We start from the raw sequence: 26,180 nt of genomic DNA, 5'->3' as shown, positions 1-26,180 counted from the left end.
TATCACTCTTGTCATGACACTGGCCGGTGTTTTTTTCTCAAACCGCGCTAGAACTTCTGCCCACATCGCTTTCGTCACCCTGACTGGAGTTTTGGGGGATTTTATCAAAGACCTTGAAAGGGCTGGCCGTAAGGGCGAAACCCTAAGCAGCCGTTACCGCAGCAACGGATATACACCCAATCTCATAGACAACAAAAAAGGCGCCCGAAGGCGCCTTTTGCTTTACAGCAACAGCCGTCAGGCCATTTCAGCCGTGGTCTCGAAGTCGAAGGTCAGCTCGCCGTCCTTGAGATCGATGTGAACCACACCACCATGGTCGGCCAGTTCGCCAAACAGGATCTCTTCCGCCAGCGGACGCTTGATCTTGTCCTGAATCAAACGCGCCATTGGTCGAGCGCCCATTGCCGTATCGTAGCCACCCGCTGCCAGCCAGCTGCGCGCCGCATCTGTCACTTCCAGCTGCACCCGCTTGTCTTCCAGCTGCGCCTGAAGCTCGGTAAGGAACTTGTCCACCACGCTTTTGATGACCTCATGGCTGAGGCGACCAAACTGGATAATGGTGTCCAGACGGTTGCGGAACTCTGGCGTGAAGCTCTTCTTGATCACTTCCATCGCATCGGACGAGTGGTCCTGATGGGTGAAACCGATCGAAGCGCGAGCTGCCGTTTCGGCACCGGCGTTGGTCGTCATGATGACGATCACGTTACGGAAGTCCGCCTTGCGCCCGTTGTTATCGGTCAGCGTACCGTGATCCATGACCTGCAACAGCAGGTTGAAGACTTCCGGATGCGCCTTCTCGATCTCATCGAGCAGCAGCACGCAGTGAGGCTGCTTGGTGATGGCTTCGGTCAGCAGACCGCCCTGGTCGAACCCGACATAGCCTGGAGGTGCACCGATCAAACGCGATACGGTGTGGCGCTCCATGTACTCGGACATGTCGAAGCGAACCAGTTCGATGCCCAACGCTTTGGCCAGCTGACGCGCCGCTTCGGTTTTACCGACACCGGTAGGCCCTGCGAACAGGAACGAACCGACTGGCTTGTCAGGCGACTTGAGGCCGGCACGGGACAGTTTGATCGCAGTCGACAGTGAGTCGATCGCGGCATCCTGACCAAACACCGTCAGCTTCAGGTCACGCTCAAGGTTACGCAGCAGCTCTTTGTCGGAACTGGTGACGTGCTTAGGCGGAATCCGCGCGATTTTCGCGACGATGTCCTCGACTTGAGGCACTTCGATGCGTTTCACGCGCTTCTCGATTGGCTGCAGACGTTGATAGGCGCCCGCCTCGTCGATGACGTCGATGGCTTTGTCCGGCATGTGCCGGTCATTGATGTAGCGCGAGGCCAGTTCGGCTGCCGCACGCAACGCTTCATCGCTGTATTCGATGTTGTGATGCGCTTCGAAACGACCTTTCAGGCCGCGCAGGATGCCAATGGTGTCTTCCACCGAAGGTTCCGACACATCGACCTTCTGGAAGCGCCGGGCCAAAGCACGGTCCTTCTCGAAGATCCCGCGGAATTCCTGGAACGTGGTCGAACCGATGCAACGGATATCACCCGACGACAGCAGCGGCTTGAGCAGGTTCGAGGCGTCCATGACGCCACCGGACGCGGCACCCGCACCAATGATGGTGTGGATTTCGTCGATGAACAGGATCGCCTGCGGACGTTTTTTCAGCTCATTGAGCAACGCTTTGAAGCGCTTCTCGAAATCGCCGCGGTACTTGGTCCCTGCCAGCAAGGCCCCCAGATCGAGGGAATACACCACGCTGTTGGCCAGCAGGTCCGGCACCTGGTTGTCGACAATGCGTTTGGCCAGGCCTTCGGCAATCGCGGTTTTACCCACGCCCGCCTCACCCACCAGCAACGGATTGTTTTTGCGCCGACGCGCCAGGATCTGCGCAACGCGCTCGACTTCCAGCTCACGGCCTACCAATGGATCGATACGACCCTGGCGCGCGAGTTCGTTGAGGTTGCTGGCATAAGCATCCAGAGGATTGCCTGAAGAAGAAGACTCACCGCCCTCGTCGTCCTGCATATCTTGCTCACCTTCAGAGTGATCGCCATGCCCCGGCACTTTGGAAATGCCGTGTGCGATGTAGTTGACGACATCGATGCGCGCAACGCTCTGCTGTTTCAGCAGGAACACTGCCTGACTCTCTTGCTCACTGAAGATCGCGACCAGTACGTTGGCGCCAGTCACTTCGCGTTTGCCCGAGCTCTGTACGTGAAAGACAGCACGTTGCAGTACACGCTGGAAGCCCAGGGTTGGCTGAGTCTCACGATCCTCGTCATGAACGGGGATCAATGGCGTGGTGGAGTCGATGAACTCCTGCAGATCGTGCTTGAGTTTGTCGAGGTTTGCGCCGCAGGCACGCAAAACGGTGGCGGCAGCCTCATTGTCCAATAGGGCCAGCAGGAGGTGTTCGACGGTCATGAACTCATGACGCTTCGAACGTGCCTCCTTGAAGGCAAGATTGAGGGTGACTTCGAGCTCGCGGTTTAACATAGCTTCACCTCATACCCAAGTGGTCGGCGATTAACCGTCCTTCTCGATTTCACAGAGTAGCGGATGCTGGCTTTCCCTGGCGTACTGGTTGACCTGCATGGCCTTAGTCTCGGCGATGTCGCGGGTAAACACTCCACATACTGCCCGTCCTTCTGTGTGGACGGCCAGCATGACCTTGGTCGCCAGCTCGCGATTCAGGTTAAAAAACACCTCGAGCACTTCGACGACGAAATCCATCGGTGTGTAGTCATCATTGAACAAAACCACCTTGTACATCGGCGGCGCCTGTAAAGCAGGCTTTGCCTCCTGAACAGCAATGCCTGCGGAATCGTCGTCGTGTGAATCAGGGTGATCCTGATTGAATGTTAGTCGAATCTGGCTGATTGCATGCATGGAAAGAAAGGTTCGTCAGTTGTGCAAATACAGTGGTGGGGGCGGCTATGGACGATTTCAACTCCGACTGCCCGGTCACCTTGACTATCGGGAAATCGGTGTTACAACCAATAGAGCCCACAGTGGGTAAAAAAGGTCCGCGGAGTCAATCTTATTTCCAGGAAATGACTGCGGATGAACTGGATGATACTCCAGTGATGGAGTCTGTTGCAGAGGGATATGGGTATGTCAGTCGGTAAGGTGAAATGGTTCAACAATGCCAAGGGGTTCGGTTTCATTAACACCGATGCCAGAGAAGGCCGTGACGAGGATGGCAAGGAAATCGATTTCTTTGCCCACTATTCGGCCATTGATATGGGCGGGTACAAGACTCTCAAGGCCGGGCAAGCTGTAAATTTCGAAATCGTCCAGGGACCCAAAGGGTTGCATGCAGTGAAGATTACGCCCGCCACGACCGAGAACGAGCAGACCGCACCTGCCACCCAGCAAGAAACGGTGTCGAGCTGACGCAACCCGTCATCCAGTCATAAAAAAACCGCCCGAAGGCGGTTTTTTTAATGCCTATTCGCTTACATGTGCGAAATCAGCGCATCACCAAACGCGGACGAAGACAGCAGTTTCGCGCCTTCCATCAGACGTTCGAAGTCATAGGTCACGGTCTTGGCGGAAATTGCGCCGTTGGTGCCCTTGATGATCAGATCGGCAGCTTCGGTCCAGCCCATGTGGCGCAGCATCATCTCTGCGGACAGGATCAGGGAGCCGGGGTTGACCTGGTCCTTGCCAGCGTACTTCGGCGCAGTACCGTGGGTCGCTTCGAACATCGCAATGGTGTCAGACAGGTTGGCACCCGGTGCGATACCGATACCGCCCACTTCTGCCGCCAGGGCGTCGGAGAGGTAGTCGCCGTTCAGGTTCAGGGTCGCGATCACATCGTATTCGGCCGGGCGCAGCAGGATCTGCTGGAGCATGGCGTCGGCGATGGCGTCTTTGACGATAACGTTCTTGCCGGTTTTCGGGTTTTTGAACTGCATCCACGGACCGCCATCGAGCAGGGTCGCGCCGAACTCTTCAGCCGCCACTTCGTAGGCCCATTCCTTGAAGGCACCTTCGGTGAACTTCATGATGTTGCCTTTGTGCACGATAGTCAGCGAGTCACGGTCGTTGTCGACCACATACTGCAGCGCTTTTCGCGCCAGACGCTTGGTGCCTTGCAGCGAAACCGGCTTGATGCCGATACCGCAGTTTTCGTCGAAACGGATCTTGGTGACGCCCATTTCATCTTTGAGGAACTTGATGACCTTGGCCGCTTCCGGCGAACCGGCTTTCCACTCGATACCGGCGTAGATGTCTTCCGAGTTCTCACGGAAGATCGTCATGTCGACGTCGCCTGGCTTCTTGACCGGGCTAGGCACACCTTCGAACCAACGCACAGGGCGCAGGCAGACATAAAGGTCGAGTTGCTGACGCAGGGCCACGTTCAGGGAACGGATGCCGCCACCGACCGGGGTGGTCAGAGGGCCCTTGATGGAAACCACGTAATCTTTAACTGCGTCCAGGGTTTCCTGGGGTAGCCAGGTGTCCTGATCGTAAACCTGAGTCGCTTTCTCCCCGGCGTAGACTTCCATCCAGGAAATTTTGCGCTCGCCGCCGTAAGCCTTCTTAACAGCAGCATCGACAACCTTGATCATGACCGGGCTGATATCAACGCCAATACCATCACCTTCGATGAAGGGGATGATCGGGTTGTTAGGAACATTGAGAGAATGGTCCGCGTTGACGGTGATTTTGTCGCCGACTGCTGGAACCTGAATCTTCTTGTATCCCATGCTGAACTCCATTGTTTGGATTGAACATCTGGCTTCGTTCGAGCGTACCCCAGTTAAATCGGCACGCAAACCCTATGTTCCATCCATCTGCCGCAAAGCTGCACAGTTCGCGACGTACAAGCCTGAAAGCAAAGGGAAAAGCGCCAAACTCAAGCACGGTGCAAGACTCTACGCCCCGCTCGCCCCTGCGACCTTTAGACCAATGGACGACAATCGTTGCATATGAACCATCGGCAGATTGCCAGCTACCTATGTATAATGCCGCCCGCTGACCACAGAGTCACGATGGCCGACCTCTCTATTACGAGGCTTGGGGCCTGAAAAAGCCGGGTTGTTACCGCAGCCCACCCGCTTGACGCTCGACTGATGCACCCAACATCACCGCGAAGAAATCTCGACATTCGGCTCATGGATGACTTTGAACGAACGCGCTTACCCGGCGCCCCTCGAGGTTTTCTGCGCACGCTTTAGCAAAGAAGAGAGAGTTAATCCGAATATGCCCACCCGCTCGAAGATCATCTATACCTTCACCGACGAAGCTCCCGCCCTCGCCACCTATTCACTGTTGCCTATCGTAGAGGCCTTCACCGCCTCCGCTGATATCGCCGTGGAAACCCGCGATATCTCTCTTGCAGGGCGCATCCTGGCCAGCTTCCCCGAGCAACTGGGTGACAAAGCCGTAGCCGACCACCTCGCCGAACTGGGCGACCTGGCCGTTACGCCCGAAGCCAACATCATCAAGTTGCCGAACATCAGCGCCTCGGTTCCGCAACTGCAAGCCGCGATCAAGGAACTGCAAGCCCATGGCTTCGCACTGCCTGACTACCCGGAAACCGTGACCAGCGACGCCGACAAGCTCGCCAAATCGCGTTACGACAAGATCAAGGGCAGCGCCGTAAACCCGGTTCTGCGCGAAGGCAACTCCGATCGTCGTGCACCGCTGTCGGTCAAGAACTACGCACGCAAGCACCCGCACAAAATGGGCGCCTGGGCTGCGGACTCCAAGTCCCACGTCGCGCACATGAGCACCGGCGATTTCTACGGTAGCGAAAAAGCTGCCCTGATCGACGCCGCTGACGCCGTCAAAATCGAACTGATCGCTCAAGACGGCACCACCACCGTCCTGAAAGAAAAAACCACCGTGCAAGCCGGTGAGATCCTCGATTGCGCCGTTCTGAGCAAAAACGCTCTGCGCAGCTTCATTGCTGCCGAGATCGAAGACGCTAAAGCCAAAGGCGTGCTGCTGTCGGTTCACTTGAAAGCCACCATGATGAAGGTCTCCGACCCGATCATGTTCGGCCAGATCGTTGCCGAGTTCTATAAAGACGCACTGGCCAAGCACGCTGACGTGCTGGCGCAGATCGGCTTCAACCTGAACAACGGCATCGGCGACCTGTACGCTCGCATCAAGGCTTTGCCGGCTGAGCAGCAAGCGCAGATCGAAGCGGACATCCAGGCGGTCTACGCCGTTCGTCCGTCGTTGGCCATGGTCAACTCCGACAAAGGCATCACCAACCTGCACGTGCCGAGCGACGTTATCGTCGACGCCTCGATGCCGGCGATGATCCGTGACTCCGGCAAAATGTGGGGCACTGACGGTCAGCTGCACGACACCAAGGCTGTGATCCCGGATCGCTGCTACGCCACCATCTACCAGGCGGTGATCGAAGACTGCAAGCTGCACGGCGCTTTTGATCCAACCACCATGGGCAGCGTGCCAAACGTTGGCCTGATGGCGAAGAAAGCCGAAGAGTACGGCTCGCACGACAAGACCTTCCAGATCAAGGCCAACGGCGTGGTTCGGGTTTCCGATGGCGCCGGTCGCACCCTGCTGGAGCAGTCGGTAGAAGCCGGCGACATCTTCCGCATGTGCCAGACCAAAGACGCACCGATCCAGGACTGGGTCAAACTGGCCGTCAACCGTGCTCGCGCAAGCGCCACTCCAGCGATTTTCTGGCTGGACCCAATGCGCGCCCACGACGGTGTAGTGATCGAGAAAGTTCAGGCTTACCTGAAGGATCACGACACTTCCGGCCTGGACATCCGCATCATGTCGCCAGTCGACGCGATGGCCTTCACCCTGGGCCGCACTCGCGAAGGCAAGGACACCATCTCGGTGACCGGCAACGTACTGCGCGACTACCTGACCGACCTGTTCCCGATCATGGAACTGGGCACCAGCGCCAAGATGCTGTCGATCGTTCCGCTGATGAACGGCGGCGGTCTGTTCGAAACCGGCGCTGGCGGTTCGGCACCGAAGCACGTTCAGCAGCTGCTGGAAGAGAACTTCCTGCGCTGGGATTCCCTGGGCGAGTTCCTGGCCCTGGCCGCTTCCCTTGAGCACCTGGGTGTTACCTACAACAACCCTAAAGCGCTGGTGCTGGCCAAGACCCTGGATCAGGCTACTGGCCAGTTCCTGGACAACAACAAATCGCCATCGCGTAAAGTCGGCAACATCGACAACCGCGGCAGCCACTTCTACCTGGCGCTTTACTGGGCTCAAGCCCTGGCTGCCCAGACCGAAGACACTGCACTGCAAGCGCAGTTCGGCGAACTGGCCAAGACCCTGACCGAGAACGAAGCAACCATCGTTGCCGAGCTCAACGCCGTTCAGGGCAAGCCAGTAGACATCGGCGGTTACTACCACGCCAATGCCGAGCTGATCAGCAAGGCCATGCGCCCAAGCAACACCTTCAACGCCGCGATCGCTGCGCTGGTTTAAGGTTGTAAGGATGCAAAGAAGCCCCGGCCCCGTGCCGGGGTTTCTGTTTCCGGACTCACCACAGATCCAATGTGGGAGCGGGCTTGCTCGCGAATGCGGTTTATCATTCAACATCTCTATTGACTGACCCACCGCATTCGCGAGCAAGTCGAATCGTCGCACCGCCGCTCCCACATTAAAATTTCGCAACACCTGAAATCGAGGAAGTCCTATGGACTGGAAACCCCACATCACCGTCGCCACCATCGTCGAAGACAACGGCCGTTTCCTGATGGTCGAAGAATCCAAGGGCGGACGAACGGTGCTCAACCAACCCGCCGGTCATCTGGACCCGAACGAAACCCTGATCGAAGCCGCCGTGCGTGAAACCCTCGAGGAAACCGGCTGGGATGTCGAGCCGACTGGCGTGGTGGGCATTTACCTCTACACCGCCCCTAGCAACGGCGTGACTTATCAGCGAGTCTGCTTCACCGCAAAACCGCTCAAGCATCACCCCGACTATCAACTGGACGACGGCATCGTTGGCGCAAAATGGCTGACGCGTGACGAACTGCTGGCACAGCGCGCAAACTGGCGCAGTGAGCTGATCATCCGCTGTATCGATGATTATCTGGACGGCAAACTCTTCGGCCTCGAACTGATCCGCCCTTCTCTTTAGCCTTGCGGGCTTCGGCCTGTTAGAATCGCGTCCTTTTTCAAGACACTCATTGAATCCCTATGCGTGATCCAGCCCCTTCTGACACACAAAAGAAGCGCGTCATTGTCGGCATGTCCGGCGGCGTGGACTCTTCCGTTTCCGCTCTCCTGCTGATCGAGCAGGGTTATGAGGTGGAAGGCCTGTTCATGAAGAACTGGGAAGAAGACGATGGAACGGAATACTGCACCGCCATGGATGACCTGGCGGACGCTCAGGCCGTGTGCGACAAGATTGGTATCAAACTGCACACCGCCAACTTCGCCGCCGAGTACTGGGACAACGTGTTCGAGCACTTCCTGGCCGAATACAAGGCCGGCCGCACGCCGAACCCGGACATCCTGTGCAACCGCGAGATCAAGTTCAAGGCGTTCCTCGACTACGCCATGATGCTCGGCGCCGACCTGATCGCCACCGGTCACTACGTGCGTCGCCGCGACATCGATGGTCGAACCGAGCTGCTCAAGGGCCTGGACCCGAACAAGGACCAGAGCTACTTCCTGCACGCCGTCGGCGGCGAACAGATCGCCAAGACCCTGTTCCCGGTCGGCGAGCTGGAAAAACCCGAAGTCCGCGCGATTGCCGAGAAACACGAACTCGCCACCGCGAAGAAAAAGGATTCCACCGGGATCTGCTTTATCGGCGAACGCCGCTTCAGCGACTTCCTCAAGCAATACCTGCCGGCTCAACCCGGCGAGATCAAGACCACCGAAGGTGAAGTCATCGGCCGTCACCACGGTTTGATGTATCACACCATCGGCCAGCGTCAGGGCCTGGGCATCGGCGGCTTGAAAGACGCTAGTGACGAGCCGTGGTACGTGCTGATCAAAGACCTGAAACACAACGAATTGATCGTTGGCCAGGGCAATGACCACCCGTATCTGTTCTCCCGCGCCCTGCTCGCTTCAGACATCTATTGGGTCAACCCGGTCGACCTGAGCGAACCACGCCGGCTGACCGCTAAAGTCCGCTATCGCCAAGGCGACCAGCCATGCACGCTGGAAAAAACCACCACTGGCTACCGCGCGACCTTCGATGACCCGCAACGCGCGGTCACCCCGGGCCAGTCCGTGGTGTTCTACGACGGTGAAATCTGCCTCGGCGGCGGCGTGATCGAAGTCGCGGAGCCGTGGACCAGCAAAGGCACGGCTCAAGGCGAGCAGCAATGAGCCCGACTCAGGAGCAACTGACGGCACTGGGCGGCGTGTTCCTCGCCGCCGTGCTGGTCGACAAGATCGCCAAGACCGGCCAGACCGCCGAAGCCGGCCTGACGTGCATGCTCGGCAGCCTGCTGATTCGCGACCCAAAGGACACCCTGGAAGTCTACGGCGGCGACGACATCAATCTGCGCGAAGGTTACCGCGCATTGATCGGCGCCCTGGAACGCGACCCAAGCACCCTTCAGCGCGAACCGCTGCGCTATGCGCTGGCGATGCTTGGTCTGGAGCGCCAGCTGGCCAAGCGCAACGACATGCTGGACGTAATCGGCAAGCGTCTGCCGCAGATTCAGTCCCAGGTCGAGCACTTCGGTCCGGCGCACGAAAACGTGATTGCCGCCTGCGGTGCGCTGTACCAGGACACCCTGAGCACCCTGCGCCAGCGAATTCAGGTGCATGGCGACATGCGTAACCTGCAACAACCGAGCAACGCTTCGAAGATCCGCGCCCTGTTGCTGGCCGGAATTCGTTCGGCACGCCTGTGGCGGCAGTTGGGCGGTCATCGCTGGCAGCTGGTGATCAGCCGTCGCAAGCTGCTAAAAGAGCTTTACCCGCTGATGCGCAGCAGCTGAACCGCACCCGCAAGACCTTGTGTAATTTGTAACGCGTAAGACGCTGGTCAGTTGGCAACGGACCGGCGGATTTTTTCATGTATGATACGCGCCCCATTTCGTTGCCCGACTGTCCGAGAACACCCCATGCAGCTTTCTTCGCTCACTGCGGTTTCCCCTGTTGACGGCCGCTACGCCGGCAAAACCCAGGCCCTGCGCCCGATTTTCAGCGAATACGGCCTGATCCGTGCTCGCGTTCTGGTTGAAGTGCGCTGGCTCCAGCGCCTGGCCGCTCACCCAGGCATCAGCGAAGTGCCGGCGTTCTCCGCCGAAGCCAACGCGGTGCTGAACACCCTGGCGGAAAACTTCGCTCTGGAGCACGCCGAGCGTGTCAAAGAGATCGAGCGCACCACCAACCACGACGTCAAAGCCATCGAATACCTGCTCAAAGAGCAAGCGGCCAAGCTGCCGGAACTGGCTGCTGTCAGCGAATTCATCCACTTTGCCTGCACCAGCGAGGACATCAACAACCTGTCCCACGCCCTGATGCTGCGCGAAGGCCGTGATGACGTGATGCTGCCGCTGATGCGCCAAACCGCTGAAGCCATCCGCGAACTGGCCATCCGTTTCGCTGACGTGCCAATGCTGTCGCGCACCCACGGTCAACCGGCCTCGCCGACCACCCTGGGCAAAGAACTGGCGAACGTGGTTTACCGTCTGGAGCGTCAAATCGCTCAAGTCGCGGCCGTTCCGTTGCTGGGCAAGATCAACGGCGCTGTCGGCAACTACAACGCTCACCTGTCGGCCTACCCTGAGATCGATTGGGAAGAGAACGCCCGCGCCTTCATCGAAGACGAGCTGGGCCTGGGTTTCAACCCGTACACCACGCAGATCGAACCGCACGACTACATCGCCGAACTGTTCGACGCGATCGCGCGCTTCAACACCATCCTGATCGACTTCGACCGCGACATCTGGGGCTACATCTCCCTGGGTTATTTCAAACAGCGCACCATCGCTGGCGAAATCGGTTCGTCGACCATGCCGCACAAGGTCAACCCGATCGACTTCGAAAACTCCGAAGGCAACTTGGGCATCGCCAACGCATTGTTCCAGCACCTGGCGAGCAAGTTGCCGATCTCCCGCTGGCAGCGCGACCTGACCGACTCCACCGTATTGCGCAACCTCGGTGTCGGCTTCGCCCACAGCGTGATCGCGTACGAAGCCAGCCTCAAAGGCATCAGCAAACTGGAGCTCAACGCCCAGAAGATTGCTGCCGACCTGGACGCATGCTGGGAAGTATTGGCCGAGCCAATCCAGACCGTGATGCGTCGCTACAACATTGAAAACCCGTACGAAAAACTGAAAGAGTTGACCCGTGGCAAGGGCATCAGCCCGGAAGCACTGCAAACTTTCATCGACGGTCTGGACATGCCAGCCGCCGCCAAGGCCGAGCTGAAACTGCTCACCCCGGCGAACTACATCGGTAACGCTGTAGAGCAAGCCAAACGCATCTGATCGACCGCTTGACCCTTTTGAGACGCCCGGCAGCGCCGGGCGTTTTTATTCCCGTCTGAAAAGTGCATTTTTTCAATAGGTTACACATGAATCCTGATATTCCTCTTCAACTTCTGGGCGGCATCACGGCGCGCGAATTCCTGCGCGACTACTGGCAGAAAAAACCCCTGCTGATCCGTCAGGCGATTCCTGAATTCGAAAGCCCGATCGACGCCGACGAACTGGCCGGCCTGGCGCTGGAAGAAGAAGTTGAATCGCGCCTGGTGATCGAACACGGCGAGCGTCCTTGGGAAATGCGTCGCGGCCCGTTTGCCGAAGACGAATTCAGCAAGCTGCCGGAAACCGAATGGACCCTGCTGGTGCAAGCGGTCGACCAATTCGTGCCAGAAGTCAGCGAGTTGCTGGAAAACTTTCGCTTCCTGCCGAGCTGGCGCGTCGACGACGTGATGATCAGCTTCGCCGCCCCGGGTGGCAGCGTCGGTCCGCATTTCGATAACTACGATGTGTTCCTGCTGCAAGGTCACGGCAAGCGCAACTGGAAGATCGGCCAGATGTGCGACTCCGAGAGCAAGCTGCTGCCACATGCGGACCTGCGCATCCTCGCCGACTTCGAAGCCACCGATGAGTGGGTTCTGGAGCCGGGCGACATGCTCTACCTGCCGCCGCGCCTGGCCCATTGCGGCGTTGCGGTGGATGACTGCATGACCTACTCGGTCGGCTTCCGCGCCCCGAGCGCCTCTGAAGTGCTGACTCACTTCACCGACTTCCTCAGCCAGTTCCTGACCGATGAAGAGCGCTACACCGATGCTGACGCCCTGCCGGCGGTCGATCCACACCAGATTCAGCACGACGCCCTTGATCGCCTGAAAGCTTTGCTGGCTGAGCACATGAGCGACGAACGCCTGCTGCTGACCTGGTTCGGCCAGTACATGACTGAGCCGCGCTACCCGGAACTGGTCGTCGGCCCGGAAGAAGTCGAAGAAGAAGACTTTCTCGCCAGCCTGGAACAAGGCGCTGTGCTGATCCGCAACCCGAGCGCGCGCATGGCCTGGTCCGAAGTCGATGACGACCTGCTGCTGTTCGCCAGCGGCCAGAGCCGTTACCTGCCGGGCAAACTGCGCGAGCTGCTGAAATTGATCTGCGCTGCCGACGCCCTGCACACCGATAACCTCGGTGACTGGCTGAACGACGAAGACGGCCGCGGCTTGCTGTGCGAGCTGGTCAAACAGGGAAGCCTGGGGTTTGCTGATGAATAAAATTCACGTACGTGTCGCAGACTGGCAAAAGGACAACGCCGAGATCCGGCGCATTCGTGAGACGGTGTTCATCGCCGAGCAATCCGTTCCGCCTGAGCTGGAATGGGATGCTGATGACGCGACGGCGGTGCATTTTCTGGCCTTCGAAGGCGACTTTCCGATTGGCACCGCCCGCCTGCTGCCCGATGGCCACGTCGGCCGGGTATCGGTGTTGAAAGACTGGCGCGGATTGAAAGTCGGCGATGCGCTGATGCAAGCGGTGATCGGTGAAGCCGAGAAGCGCGGGCTCAAGCAGCAGATGTTGAGCGCACAGGTACAGGCCACGGCGTTCTATGAGCGCCTGGGCTTCAGCCTGGTCAGCGAGGAATTCCTGGAAGCAGGCATTCCGCATGTGGACATGGTGCGGCATTCGGCTTAATACCGAGTCGCACCCTTCGCGAGCAAGCCCGCTCCCACAATTGGAATGCATTTCCCTGTGGGAGCGGGCTTGCTCGCGAAGAGGCCCGAAAGAACACCACAAAACGCCCCGCCATCTTCGGATGCCGGGGCGTTTTGCTGTCTACGATTCAACTTGCCCCACGCCGGGCCGACAAACTGGCAATATCAACACTTCAAGATGTCGGAGATAACGGATATGTCCCTACGCACCCTGCTCACCACGCTGCTGCTGACCTGCAGTTTTTCGGTCATGGCCGCCACCGAGATCGTGCCACTGAACTACCGCACCAGTGCCGACATGCTGCCGATGGCCCAGGATTTCATCGGCAAGGACGGCCAGGTCAGCGCCTACGGCAACCAACTGATCGTCAATGCCGATCAGCGCAAGATCGACGAACTTAAAGCCTTGATTACGCAACTCGATGTGGCCGCCAAACGCCTGCTGATCACTGTCGACACCAACGAAAACAACTTCCAGGGCGATCAGGGCTACTCGGTAAACGGCGCGAAACCGAGTCAGACCCGCATCATCAATCGCAGCACCGACAGCCGTGACGGCGGGATTCAGCAGATCCAGGCCAGCGAAGGGGCGCCGGCACTGATCCAGGTCGGCCAGAGCGTCCCGCTCACCAGCTCTCAGACCGATTCTTACGGCGACCTGCGCAGCCAGACCGAATACCGCAACGTCACCCAGGGTTTCTATGTCACCGCCAGCGTCACCGGCGACATCGTTCACCTGGCGATCAGCACCAATCGTGACCGCATGAGCCAGGAACGTCCCGATGTAGTGAATGTGCAAAGTACCGACACAACTGTCACGGGACGACTGGGTGAATGGATCACCCTGGCCGGCGTGAACCGCCAGACTCAGGCCGACAAACAGGGCCAGACCCGCAGCTACTCGACTCAGGGCCGCGATGACATGACGCTGCGGGTGAAAGTCGATACTTTGGACTAAACCACCGAAAACTGACTGATTAGTCGTATTAGACCAAAGATGTAGTGCTTGAAAAAAAGCACTACAAAACGTTTGACGATCGAAAAAAGCAAAGGCATGATGGCCTCGCTCCCGCTAATCAGGGGCCCTGGCAAGGGCCTTCGAGGCGCCGTTCGCACCTACCCCGCGAGCCGCTTCGTGTCTGTACCGCCCACAAGGTGTGTTTGACGAGGTTGCCGACTGGAACGAAGTTGTCCCGAGGGACGGAAGCGTAATTAGGTAACCCGGCTCCACACTGAAGTTCGCACCAAGGCCCACGACGCCCGAATGCGCTCGCCAGTTCGCCCTTACCTGCTCACTTCCCCTCGAGCCCATCGTTCATCCCGTCGCCATCCCCGCCGAATCCGACTTGACCACCTAAGCTTCTGGTCAGCGAGCAGCCTCGTACGCCTCTTGGAAATGCGTATTTGGCAGGAGCAAGGAATTTTCCACCCCAGACCTATGCGACGAGGTTTATCTCCATGGCACTGACACGCGAACAGCAAATTGCAGCCCTCGAAAAAGATTGGGCTGAAAACCCACGCTGGAAAGGCGTGACACGCGCTTACTCCGCTGCTGACGTCGTCCGCCTGCGTGGCTCGGTTCAACCTGAGCACACCTTTGCAAAATTGGGCGCCGAGAAGCTTTGGAACCTGGTAACCCAGGGCGCCAAGCCGTCCTTCCGTCCTGATAAAGATTTCGTCAACTGCATGGGCGCCCTGACCGGCGGCCAGGCTGTACAACAAGTTAAAGCCGGTATCCAGGCGATCTACCTGTCGGGCTGGCAAGTCGCTGCGGACAACAACTCCGCCGAATCGATGTACCCGGACCAGTCGCTGTACCCGGTGGATTCGGTTCCAACCGTGGTCAAGCGCATCAACAACTCGTTCCGTCGTGCTGACCAGATCCAGTGGAAAGCCGGCAAAGGCCCGGGCGACGAAGGCTACATCGACTACTTCGCGCCAATCGTGGCTGACGCTGAAGCCGGTTTCGGCGGCGTACTGAACGCTTACGAGCTGATGAAAAGCATGATCGAAGCAGGCGCCGCCGGCGTTCACTTCGAAGACCAACTGGCTTCCGTGAAAAAATGCGGCCACATGGGCGGCAAGGTACTGGTTCCTACCCAGGAAGCTGTACAGAAGCTGACCGCTGCTCGTCTGGCAGCTGACGTTGCCGGTACGCCGACCATCATCCTGGCGCGCACCGACGCTAACGCGGCTGACCTGCTGACTTCCGATTGCGACCCGTACGACCAGCCGTTCGTGACTGGCGAACGCACCCAGGAAGGCTTCTACAAAGTGCGCGCCGGCCTGGACCAGGCGATCGCTCGCGGCCTGGCTTACGCTCCGTACGCCGACCTGATCTGGTGCGAAACCGCCAAGCCGGATCTGGACGAAGCTCGTCGCTTCGCTGAAGCGATCAAAAAGGAATACCCGGACCAACTGCTGTCGTACAACTGCTCGCCTTCCTTCAACTGGAAGAAAAACCTGGACGACGCGACCATCGCCAAGTTCCAGCGCGAACTGTCCGCCATGGGTTACAAGCACCAGTTCATCACCCTGGCCGGCATTCACAATATGTGGCACAGCATGTTCAACCTGGCGCACGACTACGCCCGCAACGACATGACTGCCTACGTGAAGCTGCAAGAGCAAGAGTTCGCTGACGCTTCGAAGGGCTACACCTTCGTGGCTCACCAGCAGGAAGTGGGCACCGGCTACTTCGACGACATGACCACTGTGATTCAAGGTGGCTCGTCTTCGGTAACCGCACTGACCGGTTCGACTGAAGAAGAACAGTTCCACTGATCTGCTTCACCTGAGCAAACGGCCGTTGCGGACCGAATAGAAAGCTAACCGCAACGCCGCACATCTGACGCCCCGACTGGTTCGGGGCGTTTTTTTTGCCTGCGATTTCACACGATCGCTCTCACACAACGCGCTCAAAATCATTGATCCAGAGCAGTTTCTCGATCAGGAAAAGAAGGTAAAACGACCCCGCCAATTTCTTGCAGTAACGCGCATATAAGACAACTTTCCGGTTCTTATCCCATTAAACAGTTTAAAAACCGCCACAAACAATATTGATTATCATTTAGCCATAACTATGTTCGTTACATTCCCAACAAAACAATATTGATGAAATCCCGGCTAATGCCCGAGCCGCATGGGCTGCGGGGTTTTGGAGGTGCGCTATGTCCTTAATCCTATAAATAATTTCGCTATAGGAATTTTACTTGCACGGTGTTGTGCCATAAAATCAGCGGGATTGATTGCTGCGACATATCGTCACTGCTTTGTTTCTTTTCAAGCTCAGAGACCTTTGCTCTCTGTTAAGGATTACCAGCATGCCCGAAGCGACAGGACTCATGGCCCACAACTGGGGCTTTGCCATTTTCCTTCTGGGCGTCGTCGGCCTTTGTGCCTTCATGCTCGGCGTCTCCAGCCTCCTCGGGTCAAAAGCCTGGGGCCGCAGCAAAAACGAACCGTTCGAGTCCGGCATGCTACCTACAGGTGGCGCCCGTCTGCGGCTCTCTGCAAAATTCTATCTGGTCGCGATGCTCTTCGTGATCTTCGATATCGAAGCCCTTTTTCTCTTTGCCTGGTCTGTGTCCGTCCGCGAAAGCGGCTGGACCGGATTCGTCGAAGCTCTCGTTTTCATAGCAATTCTGTTGGCAGGCCTTGTCTACCTATTTCGAGTGGGCGCCCTTGACTGGGCTCCGGCAGCTCGTCTTAAGCGGCAAGCGAAGCTGAAACAATGAGGCTTTGGCAATGCAATACAATCTCACCAGGATCGACCCCGATGCTCCTAACGAGCAGTATCCGATTGGCGAACGGGAAACCGTTTCCGATCCGTTAGAAGATCAAGTCCACAAAAACATTTTCATGGGCAAGCTCGAAGACGTGCTTAACGGCACGATCAACTGGGGGCGCAAGAACTCCCTGTGGCCGTATAACTTCGGTCTTTCGTGCTGCTACGTGGAAATGACCACCGCCTTCACGGCGCCCCACGACATCGCGCGCTTTGGCGCCGAGGTTATCCGGGCATCGCCGCGTCAGGCGGATTTCATGGTTATCGCCGGTACCTGCTTCATCAAGATGGCGCCGATCATTCAGCGTCTCTACGAGCAAATGCTCGAACCTAAATGGGTTATCTCCATGGGTTCGTGCGCCAACTCCGGTGGCATGTACGACATCTACTCAGTCGTTCAAGGGGTGGACAAGTTCCTGCCCGTGGACGTCTACGTGCCTGGCTGCCCGCCCCGCCCTGAAGCTTTTCTGCAAGGCTTGATGCTTTTGCAAGAGTCGATTGGACAGGAGCGTCGCCCACTTTCCTGGGTCGTCGGCGATCAAGGCGTGTACCGCGCCGAGATGCCTTCGCAAAAGGAACAGCGCCGCGAACAGCGAATCGCAGTCACCAACCTGCGCAGCCCCGACGAAGTCTGATCCAGACCTGCTTCTTTTATAGAACGAGAACCTGGCTTCATTCTTTACGTTGACCGAAAGCGATAAATAACCATGACTACAGGCAGTGCTCTGTACATCCCGCCTTATAAGGCAGACGACCAGGATGTGGTCGTCGAACTGAACAACCGTTTCGGCCCCGAGGCGTTCACCGCCCAGCCTACCCGCACCGGCATGCCGGTGCTTTGGGTTGCCCGTGCCAAACTCGTCGAAGTCCTGACCTTCCTGCGCAACCTGCCCAAGCCGTACGTCATGCTCTATGACCTGCACGGCGTGGACGAGCGTCTGCGCACCAAGCGTCAAGGGCTGCCTAACGGCGCCGACTTCACTGTGTTCTATCACTTGATGTCGATCGAACGTAATAGTGACGTAATGATCAAGGTCGCCTTGTCCGAGAGCGACCTCAGCGTGCCGACCGTGACCGGCATCTGGCCGAACGCCAACTGGTACGAGCGTGAAGTGTGGGACATGTACGGCATCAACTTTGCCGGTCACCCGCACCTGACCCGCATCATGATGCCGCCGACCTGGGAAGGTCACCCGCTGCGCAAGGACTTCCCGGCCCGTGCCACCGAGTTCGACCCGTTCAGCCTGACACTGGCCAAGCAACAGCTTGAGGAAGAAGCCGCGCGCTTCAAGCCTGAAGACTGGGGCATGAAGCGTTCCGGTGCGAACGAGGACTACATGTTCCTCAACCTCGGTCCTAACCACCCTTCCGCGCACGGTGCGTTCCGCATCATTCTGCAGCTGGACGGTGAAGAGATCGTCGACTGCGTACCGGACGTCGGTTACCACCACCGTGGTGCCGAGAAGATGGCCGAGCGTCAGTCCTGGCACAGCTTCATTCCGTACACCGACCGTATCGACTACCTCGGCGGTGTGATGAACAACCTGCCGTACGTGCTCTCGGTCGAGAAGCTGGCCGGTATCAAGGTACCTGAGAAGGTCGACGTCATCCGCATCATGATGGCCGAGTTCTTCCGGATCACCAGCCACCTGTTGTTCCTGGGGACTTACATCCAGGACGTGGGCGCCATGACCCCGGTGTTCTTCACGTTCACCGATCGTCAGAAGGCGTACACGGTGATCGAAGCCATCACCGGTTTCCGTCTGCACCCGGCCTGGTACCGCATCGGTGGCGTCGCTCACGACTTGCCGCGCGGCTGGGAAAAACTGGTCAAGGATTTCGTCGAGTGGATGCCAAAGCGTCTGGACGAGTACCAGAAAGCTGCACTGGACAACAGCATCCTGCGTGGCCGGACCATCGGCGTCGCCGCCTACAACACCAAAGAAGCCCTGGAATGGGGCGTCACCGGTTCCGGCCTGCGTTCGACCGGTTGCGATTTCGACCTGCGTAAAGCTCGCCCGTACTCCGGTTACGAGAACTTCGAATTCGAAGTGCCGCTGGCGGCCAATGGCGATGCCTACGACCGTTGCATCGTGCGTGTCGAAGAAATGCGCCAGAGCCTGAAGATCATCGAGCAGTGCATGCGCAACATGCCGGAAGGCCCGTACAAGGCGGATCACCCGCTGACCACGCCGCCGCCGAAAGAGCGCACCCTGCAACACATCGAGACCTTGATCACGCACTTCCTGCAAGTTTCGTGGGGCCCGGTCATGCCGGCCAACGAATCCTTCCAGATGATCGAAGCGACCAAGGGCATCAACAGTTATTACCTGACGAGCGACGGCGGCACCATGAGCTACCGCACCCGGATTCGCACTCCAAGCTTCCCGCACCTGCAGCAGATCCCTTCGGTGATCAAAGGCAGCATGGTCGCGGACTTGATCGCGTACCTGGGTAGTATCGATTTCGTTATGGCCGACGTGGACCGCTAAGCATGAACAGCACGCTTATCCAGACAGACCGTTTCGCCCTGAGCGAAACCGAGCGCTCGGCCATCGAGCACGAGCTGCATCACTACGAAGACCCGCGCGCGGCGTCGATCGAAGCCCTGAAGATCGTCCAGAAGGAACGTGGCTGGGTGCCTGATGGCGCGCTCTACGCCATCGGCGAAATCCTCGGCATCCCGGCCAGCGACGTTGAAGGGGTGGCGACGTTCTATAGCCAGATCTTCCGTCAGCCGGTCGGCCGTCACATCATTCGCGTCTGCGACAGCATGGTCTGCTACATCGGCGGCCATGAATCGGTCGTCAGCGAAATCCAGAGCAATCTGGGCATCGGCCTGGGTCAGACCACCGCCGACGGTCGTTTCACCCTGCTGCCGGTCTGCTGCCTCGGCAACTGCGACAAGGCGCCGGCGTTGATGATCGACGACGACACTTTCGGTGATGTGCAGCCTGCCGGCGTTGCCAAATTGCTCGAGGGCTACGTATGACCCTGACTTCCTTCGGTCCAGCCAACCGCATCAAGCGTTCGGCCGAGACTCACCCGCTGACCTGGCGTCTGCGTGACGACGGCGAAGCCGTATGGCTCGACGAGTACCAGGCCAAGAACGGTTACGCGGCTGCGCGCAAGGCTTTCGCCGACATGGCTCAGGACGACATCGTCCAGACCGTGAAAGACTCGGGCCTTAAAGGTCGCGGCGGTGCAGGCTTCCCCACGGGTGTTAAGTGGGGCCTGATGCCCAAAGACGAATCCATCAACATCCGCTACCTGCTGTGCAACGCGGACGAAATGGAACCGAACACCTGGAAAGACCGCATGCTGATGGAGCAACTGCCCCATCTGCTGATCGAAGGCATGCTGATCAGTGCTCGCGCGCTGAAAACCTACCGTGGCTACATCTTCCTGCGTGGCGAATACACCACCGCCGCCAAGCACCTGAACCGTGCCGTGGAAGAAGCCAAGGCAGCGGGCCTTTTGGGTAAAAACATCCTGGGCAGCGGCTTCGATTTCGAGCTGTTCGTCCACACCGGCGCCGGGCGTTACATCTGCGGTGAAGAAACCGCACTGATCAACTCCCTCGAAGGCCGCCGCGCCAACCCGCGCTCCAAGCCGCCCTTCCCTGCCGCCGTTGGCGTGTGGGGCAAGCCGACTTGCGTGAACAACGTTGAAACCCTGTGCAACGTGCCGGCGATCATTGCCGACGGCGTGGACTGGTACAAATCGTTGGCCCGCGAAGGCAGTGAAGACATGGGCACCAAGCTCATGGGCTTCTCCGGCAAGGTCAAGAACCCGGGCCTGTGGGAACTGCCGTTTGGCGTCACCGGTCGCGAGTTGTTCGAAGACTACGCCGGCGGCATGCGCGACGGTTACAAGCTCAAGTGCTGGCAGCCAGGCGGCGCCGGTACCGGTTTCCTGTTGCCGGAACACCTGGACGCACAAATGTACGCCGGCGGCATCGCCAAAGTGGGCACCCGTATGGGTACCGGCCTGGCCATGGCGGTGGACGACAGCGTCAACATGGTTTCCCTGCTGCGCAACATGGAAGAGTTCTTCTCCCGCGAATCCTGCGGTTTCTGCACCCCGTGCCGTGACGGTCTGCCGTGGAGCGTCAAGCTTCTGCGCGCGATCGAGAACGGTGAAGGACAAGCCGGCGATATCGAGACCCTGCTGGGTCTGGTCGGCTTCCTCGGCCCAGGCAAGACCTTCTGTGCTCACGCACCGGGTGCCGTGGAGCCGTTGGGCAGCGCAATCAAATACTTCCGCCATGAGTTCGAAGCCGGCATCGCGCCTACCAGCGCCGTCGTCCCGCCTCTGGCAAGGCCGATCGTAGTCGGCGCGTAAACGCTTAAAAAAGCGAAGGGTCCGTGCCCGCAGCTTTTCGTGTGATGACGCCGCAAGCGGCTGTGTTGATTCACGCGAATAACAAGATTCCATTAGCCACGCCCGCTGACACCGGGCCAACGAAGAACTTTGAACCATGGCCACTATCCACGTAGACGGCAAAGAGCTCGAAGTCGATGGGGCAGACAACCTGTTACAGGCATGTCTGTCGCTAGGCCTCGATATCCCTTATTTCTGCTGGCACCCAGCCCTAGGCAGCGTTGGCGCTTGCCGCCAGTGCGCGGTCAAGCAATACACCGACGAAAACGACAAGCGTGGTCGGATCGTCATGTCGTGCATGACGCCAGCTACCGACGGCAGCTGGATCTCCATCGACGACGAAGAAGCGAAAGTGTTTCGCGCCAGCGTCGTTGAATGGCTGATGACCAACCACCCTCACGACTGCCCGGTCTGTGAGGAAGGCGGTCACTGCCACCTGCAAGACATGACGGTGATGACCGGCCACAACGAGCGCCGTTATCGCTTCACCAAGCGTACTCACCAGAACCAGCAACTGGGCCCGTTCATTTCCCACGAAATGAACCGCTGCATCGCTTGCTACCGTTGCGTGCGCTTCTATAAGGACTACGCCGGCGGCACCGACCTCGGTGTGTTCGGCGCCCACGACAACGTGTACTTCGGTCGCGTTGAAGACGGCACCCTGGAAAGCGAGTTCTCCGGCAACCTCACCGAGGTCTGCCCGACCGGTGTGTTCACCGACAAGACTCACTCCGAGCGCTACAACCGCAAGTGGGACATGCAGTTCTCGCCGAGCATCTGCCATGGCTGCTCCAGCGGTTGCAACATCTCCCCGGGCGAGCGTTACGGTGAACTGCGTCGTATCGAAAACCGTTTCAACGGTTCGGTAAACCAGTACTTCCTGTGCGACCGTGGCCGTTTCGGCTATGGCTACGTCAACCGCAAGGACCGCCCGCGTCAGGCATTGCTGGCCAACGGCGCCAAGCTGACCCTCGACGAAGCGCTGGATAAAGCTGCCGACCTGCTGCGCGGTCGCAACATCGTCGGTATCGGTTCGCCGCGCGCCAGCCTCGAAAGCAACTACGCGTTGCGCGAACTGGTCGGCGCCGAGCACTTCTACTCCGGCATCGAAGCCGCTGAGCTGGAACGCATTCGTCTGGTGATGCAGGTGCTGAAAGACAGCCCGCTGCCGATCCCGAACATGCGCGACATCGAAGACCACGATGCGATCTTCGTCCTCGGCGAAGACCTGACCCAGACCGCTGCGCGCATGGCCCTGTCCCTGCGTCAATCGGTCAAAGGCAAAGCCGAAGACATGGCCGACGCGATGCGCGTTCAGCCTTGGCTCGACGCCGCCGTGAAGAACATCGGTCAGAACGCGCTGAACCCGCTGTTCATCGCCAGCCTGGCTGAAACCAAGCTCGACGACATCGCTGAAGAATGCGTTCACGCTGCGCCAGACGACCTGGCCCGCATCGGTTTCGCCGTGGCTCACGCCCTCGACGCCAGCGCACCTGCCGTTGAAGGTCTGGACGCTGAAGCTCTTGAGCTGGCCAAGCGCATTGCCGACGCCCTGCTCGCCGCCAAGCGTCCGCTGATCATTGCCGGTACCTCGCTGGGTTCCAAGGCGCTGATCGAAGCCGCGGCAAACATCGCCAAAGCCCTGAAGCTGCGCGAGAAGAACGGATCCATCAGCCTGATCGTGCCTGAGGCCAACAGCCTCGGCCTGGCCATGCTCGGTGGTGAATCGGTCGACGCAGCCCTGCAAGCGGTGATCGACGGCAAGGCCGACGCCATCGTCGTGCTGGAAAACGATCTGTACACCCGTACCGACAAAGCCCGTGTCGATGCAGCCCTGAACGCCGCGAAAGTGCTGATCGTGGCGGACCATCAGAAGACCGCCACCAGCGATCGCGCGCACCTGGTTCTGCCAGCCGCCAGCTTCGCTGAAGGCGACGGTACGCTGGTCAGTCAGGAAGGCCGCGCCCAGCGCTTCTTCCAGGTCTTCGACCCGACTTACCTCGACGCCAGCATCATGGTTCACGAAGGCTGGCGCTGGCTGCATGCCCTGCGCGCTACCCTGTTGAACCAGCCGATCGACTGGACCCAACTGGACCACGTCACCGCTGCCTGTGCCGCCAGCACTCCGCAACTGGCCGGCATCGTCAGCGCCGCACCGTCTGCCGCGTTCCGCATCAAAGGCCTGAAACTGGCTCGCGAACCGCTGCGTTACAGCGGCCGGACCGCCATGCGCGCCGACATCAGCGTGCACGAACCGCGTACTTCCCAGGACAACGACACCGCGTTCTCGTTCTCCATGGAAGGTTACTCGGGCTCGGTCGAACCGCGTCAGCAAGTGCCATTCGCCTGGTCTCCGGGCTGGAACTCGCCACAAGCCTGGAACAAGTTCCAGGACGAAGTCGGTGGTCACATCCGCGCTGGCGACCCGGGCACCCGCCTGATCGAAAGCACCGGTGACTCGCTGAACTGGTTCGCCAGTGTTCCTCGTGCGTTCAACCCGGCTCCAGGCACCTGGCAGGTTGTGCCGTTCTTCCACCTGTTCGGCAGCGAAGAGAACTCTTCCAAAGCCGCGCCGGTTCAGGAACGCATCCCGGCCGCTTACGTGTCGCTGGCCAAATCCGAAGCCGACCGTCTGGGTGTCAATGACGGCGCCCTGCTGAGCTTGAGCGTTGCTGGCCAGACCCTGCGTCTGCCGCTGCGCATCAACGAAGAGCTGGGTGCCGGTCTGGTCGCATTGCCGGCCGGTATTGCCGGCATTCCGCCAGCGATCTTTGGCAAATCCGTTGACGGTCTGCAGGAGGCAGCTCAATGACCTGGTTCACGCCTGAAGTGATTGACGTGATCATCGCGGTCCTCAAGGCCATCGTGATTCTGCTCGCCGTCGTGGTGTGCGGCGCGTTGCTGAGCTGGGTCGAGCGCCGTTTGCTCGCCCTCTGGCAGGACCGTTACGGTCCGAACCGCGTCGGCCCGTTCGGCGCGTTCCAGATTGCGGCCGACATGATCAAGATGTTCTTCAAGGAAGACTGGACCCCGCCGTTCGCCGACAAAGTGATCTTCACCTTGGCGCCGGTCGTGGCCATGAGCGCCTTGCTGATTGCCTTCGCGATCATCCCGATCACCCCGACCTGGGGTGTGGCGGACATCAACATCGGCATCCTGTTCTTCTTCGCCATGGCCGGTCTGTCGGTCTACGCGGTGCTGTTCGCTGGCTGGTCGAGTAACAACAAGTTCGCCCTGTTGGGCAGCTTGCGGGCCTCGGCACAAACCGTGTCGTACGAAGTGTTCATGGGCCTGTCGCTGATGGGCATCGTGATCCAGGTTGGCTCGTTCAACATGCGCGACATCGTTGAATACCAGGCGCAGAACCTGTGGTTCGTGATCCCGCAGATCTTCGGTTTCCTGACCTTCTTCATTGCCGGCGTCGCCGTGACTCACCGTCACCCGTTCGACCAGCCGGAAGCGGAGCAGGAACTGGCCGACGGTTACCACATTGAATACGCCGGCATGAAATGGGGCATGTTCTTCGTCGGCGAGTACATCGGCATCGTGTTGATTTCGGCGCTGCTGGTAACCTTGTTCTTCGGTGGCTGGCACGGTCCGTTCGGCATTCTGCCGCAGATCCCGTTCATCTGGTTCGCACTGAAAACCGCGTTCTTCATCATGTTCTTCATCCTGCTGCGCGCCTCGATTCCGCGCCCACGGTATGACCAAGTGATGGATTTCAGCTGGAAGTTCTGCCTGCCGCTGACCCTCGTCAACATGCTGGTGACCGCTGCGATCGTGTTGCTCAACACGCCCGCCGTCGCGGCTCAGTGAGGATAGAGAATCATGAAGTACATATTTGACATCGTGCATGGCTTCTTCACCCAGCTTCGCAGCCTGGTGATGATTTTTGGCCACGCCTTCCGCAAGCGCGACACGCTGCAATACCCGGAAGAGGCGGTGTACCTGCCGCCGCGCTTCCGTGGCCGTATCGTGCTGACCCGCGACCCCGACGGCGAAGAGCGTTGCGTAGCCTGCAACCTGTGCGCCGTGGCGTGCCCGGTCGGTTGCATCTCGCTGCAGAAAGCTGAAACCGATGACGGTCGCTGGTACCCGGAGTTTTTCCGTATCAACTTCTCGCGCTGCATTTTCTGCGGCCTCTGCGAGGAAGCCTGCCCGACTACCGCGATCCAGCTGACACCGGATTTCGAGATGGCCGAGTTCAAACGTCAGGACCTGGTGTACGAGAAAGAAGATCTGTTGATCTCCGGCCCCGGCAAAAACCCTGATTACAACTTCTATCGTGTTGCAGGTATGGCGATTGCCGGTAAGCCGAAAGGCGCCGCGCAGAATGAAGCCCAGCCGATCAACGTGAAGAGCTTGCTGCCTTAAGGAAGAAAGATGGAATTCGCTTTCTATTTCGCATCGGGTATCGCTGTTGTGTCCACGCTTCGCGTGATCACCAACACCAACCCCGTGCACGCCCTGCTCTACCTGATCATTTCGCTGATTGCCGTGGCGATGACGTTTTTCGCCCTCGGCGCACCGTTTGCCGGTGTGCTGGAAGTGATCGCCTACGCTGGCGCCATCATGGTGCTGTTCGTGTTCGTGGTGATGATGCTGAACCTGGGGCCTGCCTCGGTTCAGCAGGAGCGCGTCTGGCTCAAACCCGGCATCTGGCTCGGCCCGGTCGCGCTCGGCGCCCTGCTGCTGGTTGAACTGCTGTACGTGCTGTTCAGCCACTCCAGCGGTCAGGCCGTCGGCCACACCACCGTAGACGCCAAGGCCGTGGGCATCAGCCTGTTCGGTCCTTATCTGCTGGTGGTCGAACTCGCCTCGATGTTGCTGCTCGCCGCAGCCGTCACGGCGTTCCACTTGGGCCGCAACGAAGCCAAGGAGCAATGA

Annotated in this window: 23 protein-coding genes; 20 read left to right on the top strand and 3 right to left on the bottom strand. The window is 59.0% G+C overall.

Features of this window, described 5'->3' with window-relative positions; genetic code table 11:
- Nucleotides 1-301, top strand: a 301-nt coding sequence (locus KGB23_RS22190) for a hypothetical protein (RefSeq protein WP_223432596.1), incomplete at its 5' end; no start/stop codon positions are given.
- On the opposite strand, the gene clpA is transcribed toward KGB23_RS22190, so the two are convergent.
- Together clpA and clpS are read right to left on the bottom strand one after the other, a co-directional pair.
- Nucleotides 238-2,508 carry an ATP-dependent Clp protease ATP-binding subunit ClpA gene (clpA, locus tag KGB23_RS22185; RefSeq protein ID WP_095129000.1) on the bottom strand — a complete coding sequence of 757 codons (2,271 nt, stop codon included), beginning with the start codon at nucleotides 2,506-2,508 and terminating at the stop codon, nucleotides 238-240. The genes KGB23_RS22190 and clpA overlap by 64 nt on opposite strands.
- A 30-nt stretch (nucleotides 2,509-2,538) precedes the next feature.
- A complete protein-coding gene (gene clpS, locus KGB23_RS22180; RefSeq protein WP_027925124.1) occupies nucleotides 2,539-2,901 on the bottom strand; it encodes an ATP-dependent Clp protease adapter ClpS in 363 nt (120 codons plus the stop codon).
- Between the two features lie 225 nt (nucleotides 2,902-3,126).
- Between clpS and KGB23_RS22175 the strand changes: the two genes are divergently transcribed.
- Nucleotides 3,127-3,408: a cold shock domain-containing protein gene (locus tag KGB23_RS22175; RefSeq protein WP_150656278.1), complete on the top strand. Its 282-nt coding sequence runs from the start codon at nucleotides 3,127-3,129 to the stop codon at nucleotides 3,406-3,408.
- Between the two features lie 62 nt (nucleotides 3,409-3,470).
- Here KGB23_RS22175 and icd read toward each other — a convergent pair whose 3' ends face one another.
- Nucleotides 3,471-4,727 (bottom strand): NADP-dependent isocitrate dehydrogenase, encoded by a 1,257-nt coding sequence (gene icd, locus KGB23_RS22170; protein ID WP_223432595.1) that lies wholly within the window; start codon nucleotides 4,725-4,727, stop codon nucleotides 3,471-3,473.
- Between the two features lie 496 nt (nucleotides 4,728-5,223).
- On the opposite strand from icd, the gene KGB23_RS22165 reads away from it, so the two are divergent.
- The 18 genes from KGB23_RS22165 to nuoJ all read left to right on the top strand — a co-directional run bounded on the left by KGB23_RS22165 (nucleotide 5,224) and on the right by nuoJ (nucleotide 26,180).
- Nucleotides 5,224-7,449 (top strand): NADP-dependent isocitrate dehydrogenase, encoded by a 2,226-nt coding sequence (locus KGB23_RS22165; protein ID WP_223432594.1) that lies wholly within the window; start codon nucleotides 5,224-5,226, stop codon nucleotides 7,447-7,449.
- A 211-nt stretch (nucleotides 7,450-7,660) separates the two neighbouring features.
- Nucleotides 7,661-8,107, top strand: coding sequence for an NUDIX hydrolase (locus tag KGB23_RS22160; RefSeq protein WP_223432593.1), 447 nt, complete (start codon nucleotides 7,661-7,663; stop codon nucleotides 8,105-8,107).
- Nucleotides 8,108-8,166: 59 nt separating this feature from the next.
- Entirely contained in the window at nucleotides 8,167-9,312 is a 1,146-nt protein-coding gene (gene mnmA / locus KGB23_RS22155) for a tRNA 2-thiouridine(34) synthase MnmA (RefSeq protein ID WP_223432592.1), read from the top strand.
- Complete coding sequence (gene hflD, locus KGB23_RS22150) at nucleotides 9,309-9,932, top strand: high frequency lysogenization protein HflD (protein WP_033057057.1); 624 nt, start codon at nucleotides 9,309-9,311, stop codon at nucleotides 9,930-9,932. The genes mnmA and hflD overlap by 4 nt, the downstream gene beginning before the upstream one ends.
- A gap of 126 nt (nucleotides 9,933-10,058) precedes the next feature.
- Nucleotides 10,059-11,429, top strand: coding sequence for an adenylosuccinate lyase (gene purB, locus KGB23_RS22145; RefSeq protein WP_027925117.1), 1,371 nt, complete (start codon nucleotides 10,059-10,061; stop codon nucleotides 11,427-11,429).
- Nucleotides 11,430-11,515: 86 nt separating this feature from the next.
- Entirely contained in the window at nucleotides 11,516-12,685 is a 1,170-nt protein-coding gene (locus KGB23_RS22140) for a cupin domain-containing protein (RefSeq protein WP_223432591.1), read from the top strand.
- The gene (locus KGB23_RS22135; protein WP_017339601.1) at nucleotides 12,678-13,103 is read left to right on the top strand and encodes a GNAT family N-acetyltransferase; all 426 of its coding nucleotides are present in this window, start codon (nucleotides 12,678-12,680) and stop codon (nucleotides 13,101-13,103) included. Before KGB23_RS22140 ends, KGB23_RS22135 begins: the two co-directional genes overlap by 8 nt.
- Before the next feature lie 216 nt (nucleotides 13,104-13,319).
- Entirely contained in the window at nucleotides 13,320-14,081 is a 762-nt protein-coding gene (locus tag KGB23_RS22130; RefSeq protein ID WP_223432590.1) for a secretin N-terminal domain-containing protein, read from the top strand.
- Between the two features lie 500 nt (nucleotides 14,082-14,581).
- Nucleotides 14,582-15,907 (top strand): isocitrate lyase, encoded by a 1,326-nt coding sequence (gene aceA, locus KGB23_RS22125; protein WP_033057066.1) that lies wholly within the window; start codon nucleotides 14,582-14,584, stop codon nucleotides 15,905-15,907.
- A gap of 539 nt (nucleotides 15,908-16,446) precedes the next feature.
- A complete protein-coding gene (locus KGB23_RS22120; protein WP_008146033.1) occupies nucleotides 16,447-16,860 on the top strand; it encodes an NADH-quinone oxidoreductase subunit A in 414 nt (137 codons plus the stop codon).
- Between the two features lie 10 nt (nucleotides 16,861-16,870).
- The gene (locus KGB23_RS22115; RefSeq protein WP_008146035.1) at nucleotides 16,871-17,545 is read left to right on the top strand and encodes a NuoB/complex I 20 kDa subunit family protein; all 675 of its coding nucleotides are present in this window, start codon (nucleotides 16,871-16,873) and stop codon (nucleotides 17,543-17,545) included.
- A gap of 72 nt (nucleotides 17,546-17,617) precedes the next feature.
- Nucleotides 17,618-19,402 carry an NADH-quinone oxidoreductase subunit C/D gene (nuoC, locus tag KGB23_RS22110; protein WP_223432589.1) on the top strand — a complete coding sequence of 595 codons (1,785 nt, stop codon included), beginning with the start codon at nucleotides 17,618-17,620 and terminating at the stop codon, nucleotides 19,400-19,402.
- A 2-nt stretch (nucleotides 19,403-19,404) separates the two neighbouring features.
- A complete protein-coding gene (gene nuoE, locus KGB23_RS22105; RefSeq protein ID WP_008146039.1) occupies nucleotides 19,405-19,902 on the top strand; it encodes an NADH-quinone oxidoreductase subunit NuoE in 498 nt (165 codons plus the stop codon).
- The gene (nuoF, locus tag KGB23_RS22100) at nucleotides 19,899-21,254 is read left to right on the top strand and encodes an NADH-quinone oxidoreductase subunit NuoF (protein WP_008146041.1); all 1,356 of its coding nucleotides are present in this window, start codon (nucleotides 19,899-19,901) and stop codon (nucleotides 21,252-21,254) included. Before nuoE ends, nuoF begins: the two co-directional genes overlap by 4 nt.
- Before the next feature lie 136 nt (nucleotides 21,255-21,390).
- Nucleotides 21,391-24,105, top strand: coding sequence for an NADH-quinone oxidoreductase subunit NuoG (gene nuoG / locus KGB23_RS22095; protein ID WP_223432588.1), 2,715 nt, complete (start codon nucleotides 21,391-21,393; stop codon nucleotides 24,103-24,105).
- Nucleotides 24,102-25,109, top strand: coding sequence for an NADH-quinone oxidoreductase subunit NuoH (gene nuoH / locus KGB23_RS22090; RefSeq protein ID WP_008146046.1), 1,008 nt, complete (start codon nucleotides 24,102-24,104; stop codon nucleotides 25,107-25,109). The genes nuoG and nuoH overlap by 4 nt, the downstream gene beginning before the upstream one ends.
- Nucleotides 25,110-25,121: 12 nt before the next feature.
- On the top strand, nucleotides 25,122-25,667 hold the full coding sequence (gene nuoI / locus KGB23_RS22085) for an NADH-quinone oxidoreductase subunit NuoI (protein WP_197679435.1): 546 nt from the start codon (nucleotides 25,122-25,124) through the stop codon (nucleotides 25,665-25,667).
- A gap of 9 nt (nucleotides 25,668-25,676) precedes the next feature.
- Nucleotides 25,677-26,180 carry an NADH-quinone oxidoreductase subunit J gene (gene nuoJ, locus KGB23_RS22080; protein WP_033057072.1) on the top strand — a complete coding sequence of 168 codons (504 nt, stop codon included), beginning with the start codon at nucleotides 25,677-25,679 and terminating at the stop codon, nucleotides 26,178-26,180.

This window comes from Pseudomonas sp. GL-B-26, assembly GCF_019947405.1.
Classification (GTDB): Bacteria; Pseudomonadota; Gammaproteobacteria; order Pseudomonadales; family Pseudomonadaceae; genus Aquipseudomonas.
The sequence above is the reverse complement of the archived record's forward strand: the minus strand, read 5'-3'. Positions and strand labels throughout refer to the sequence as shown.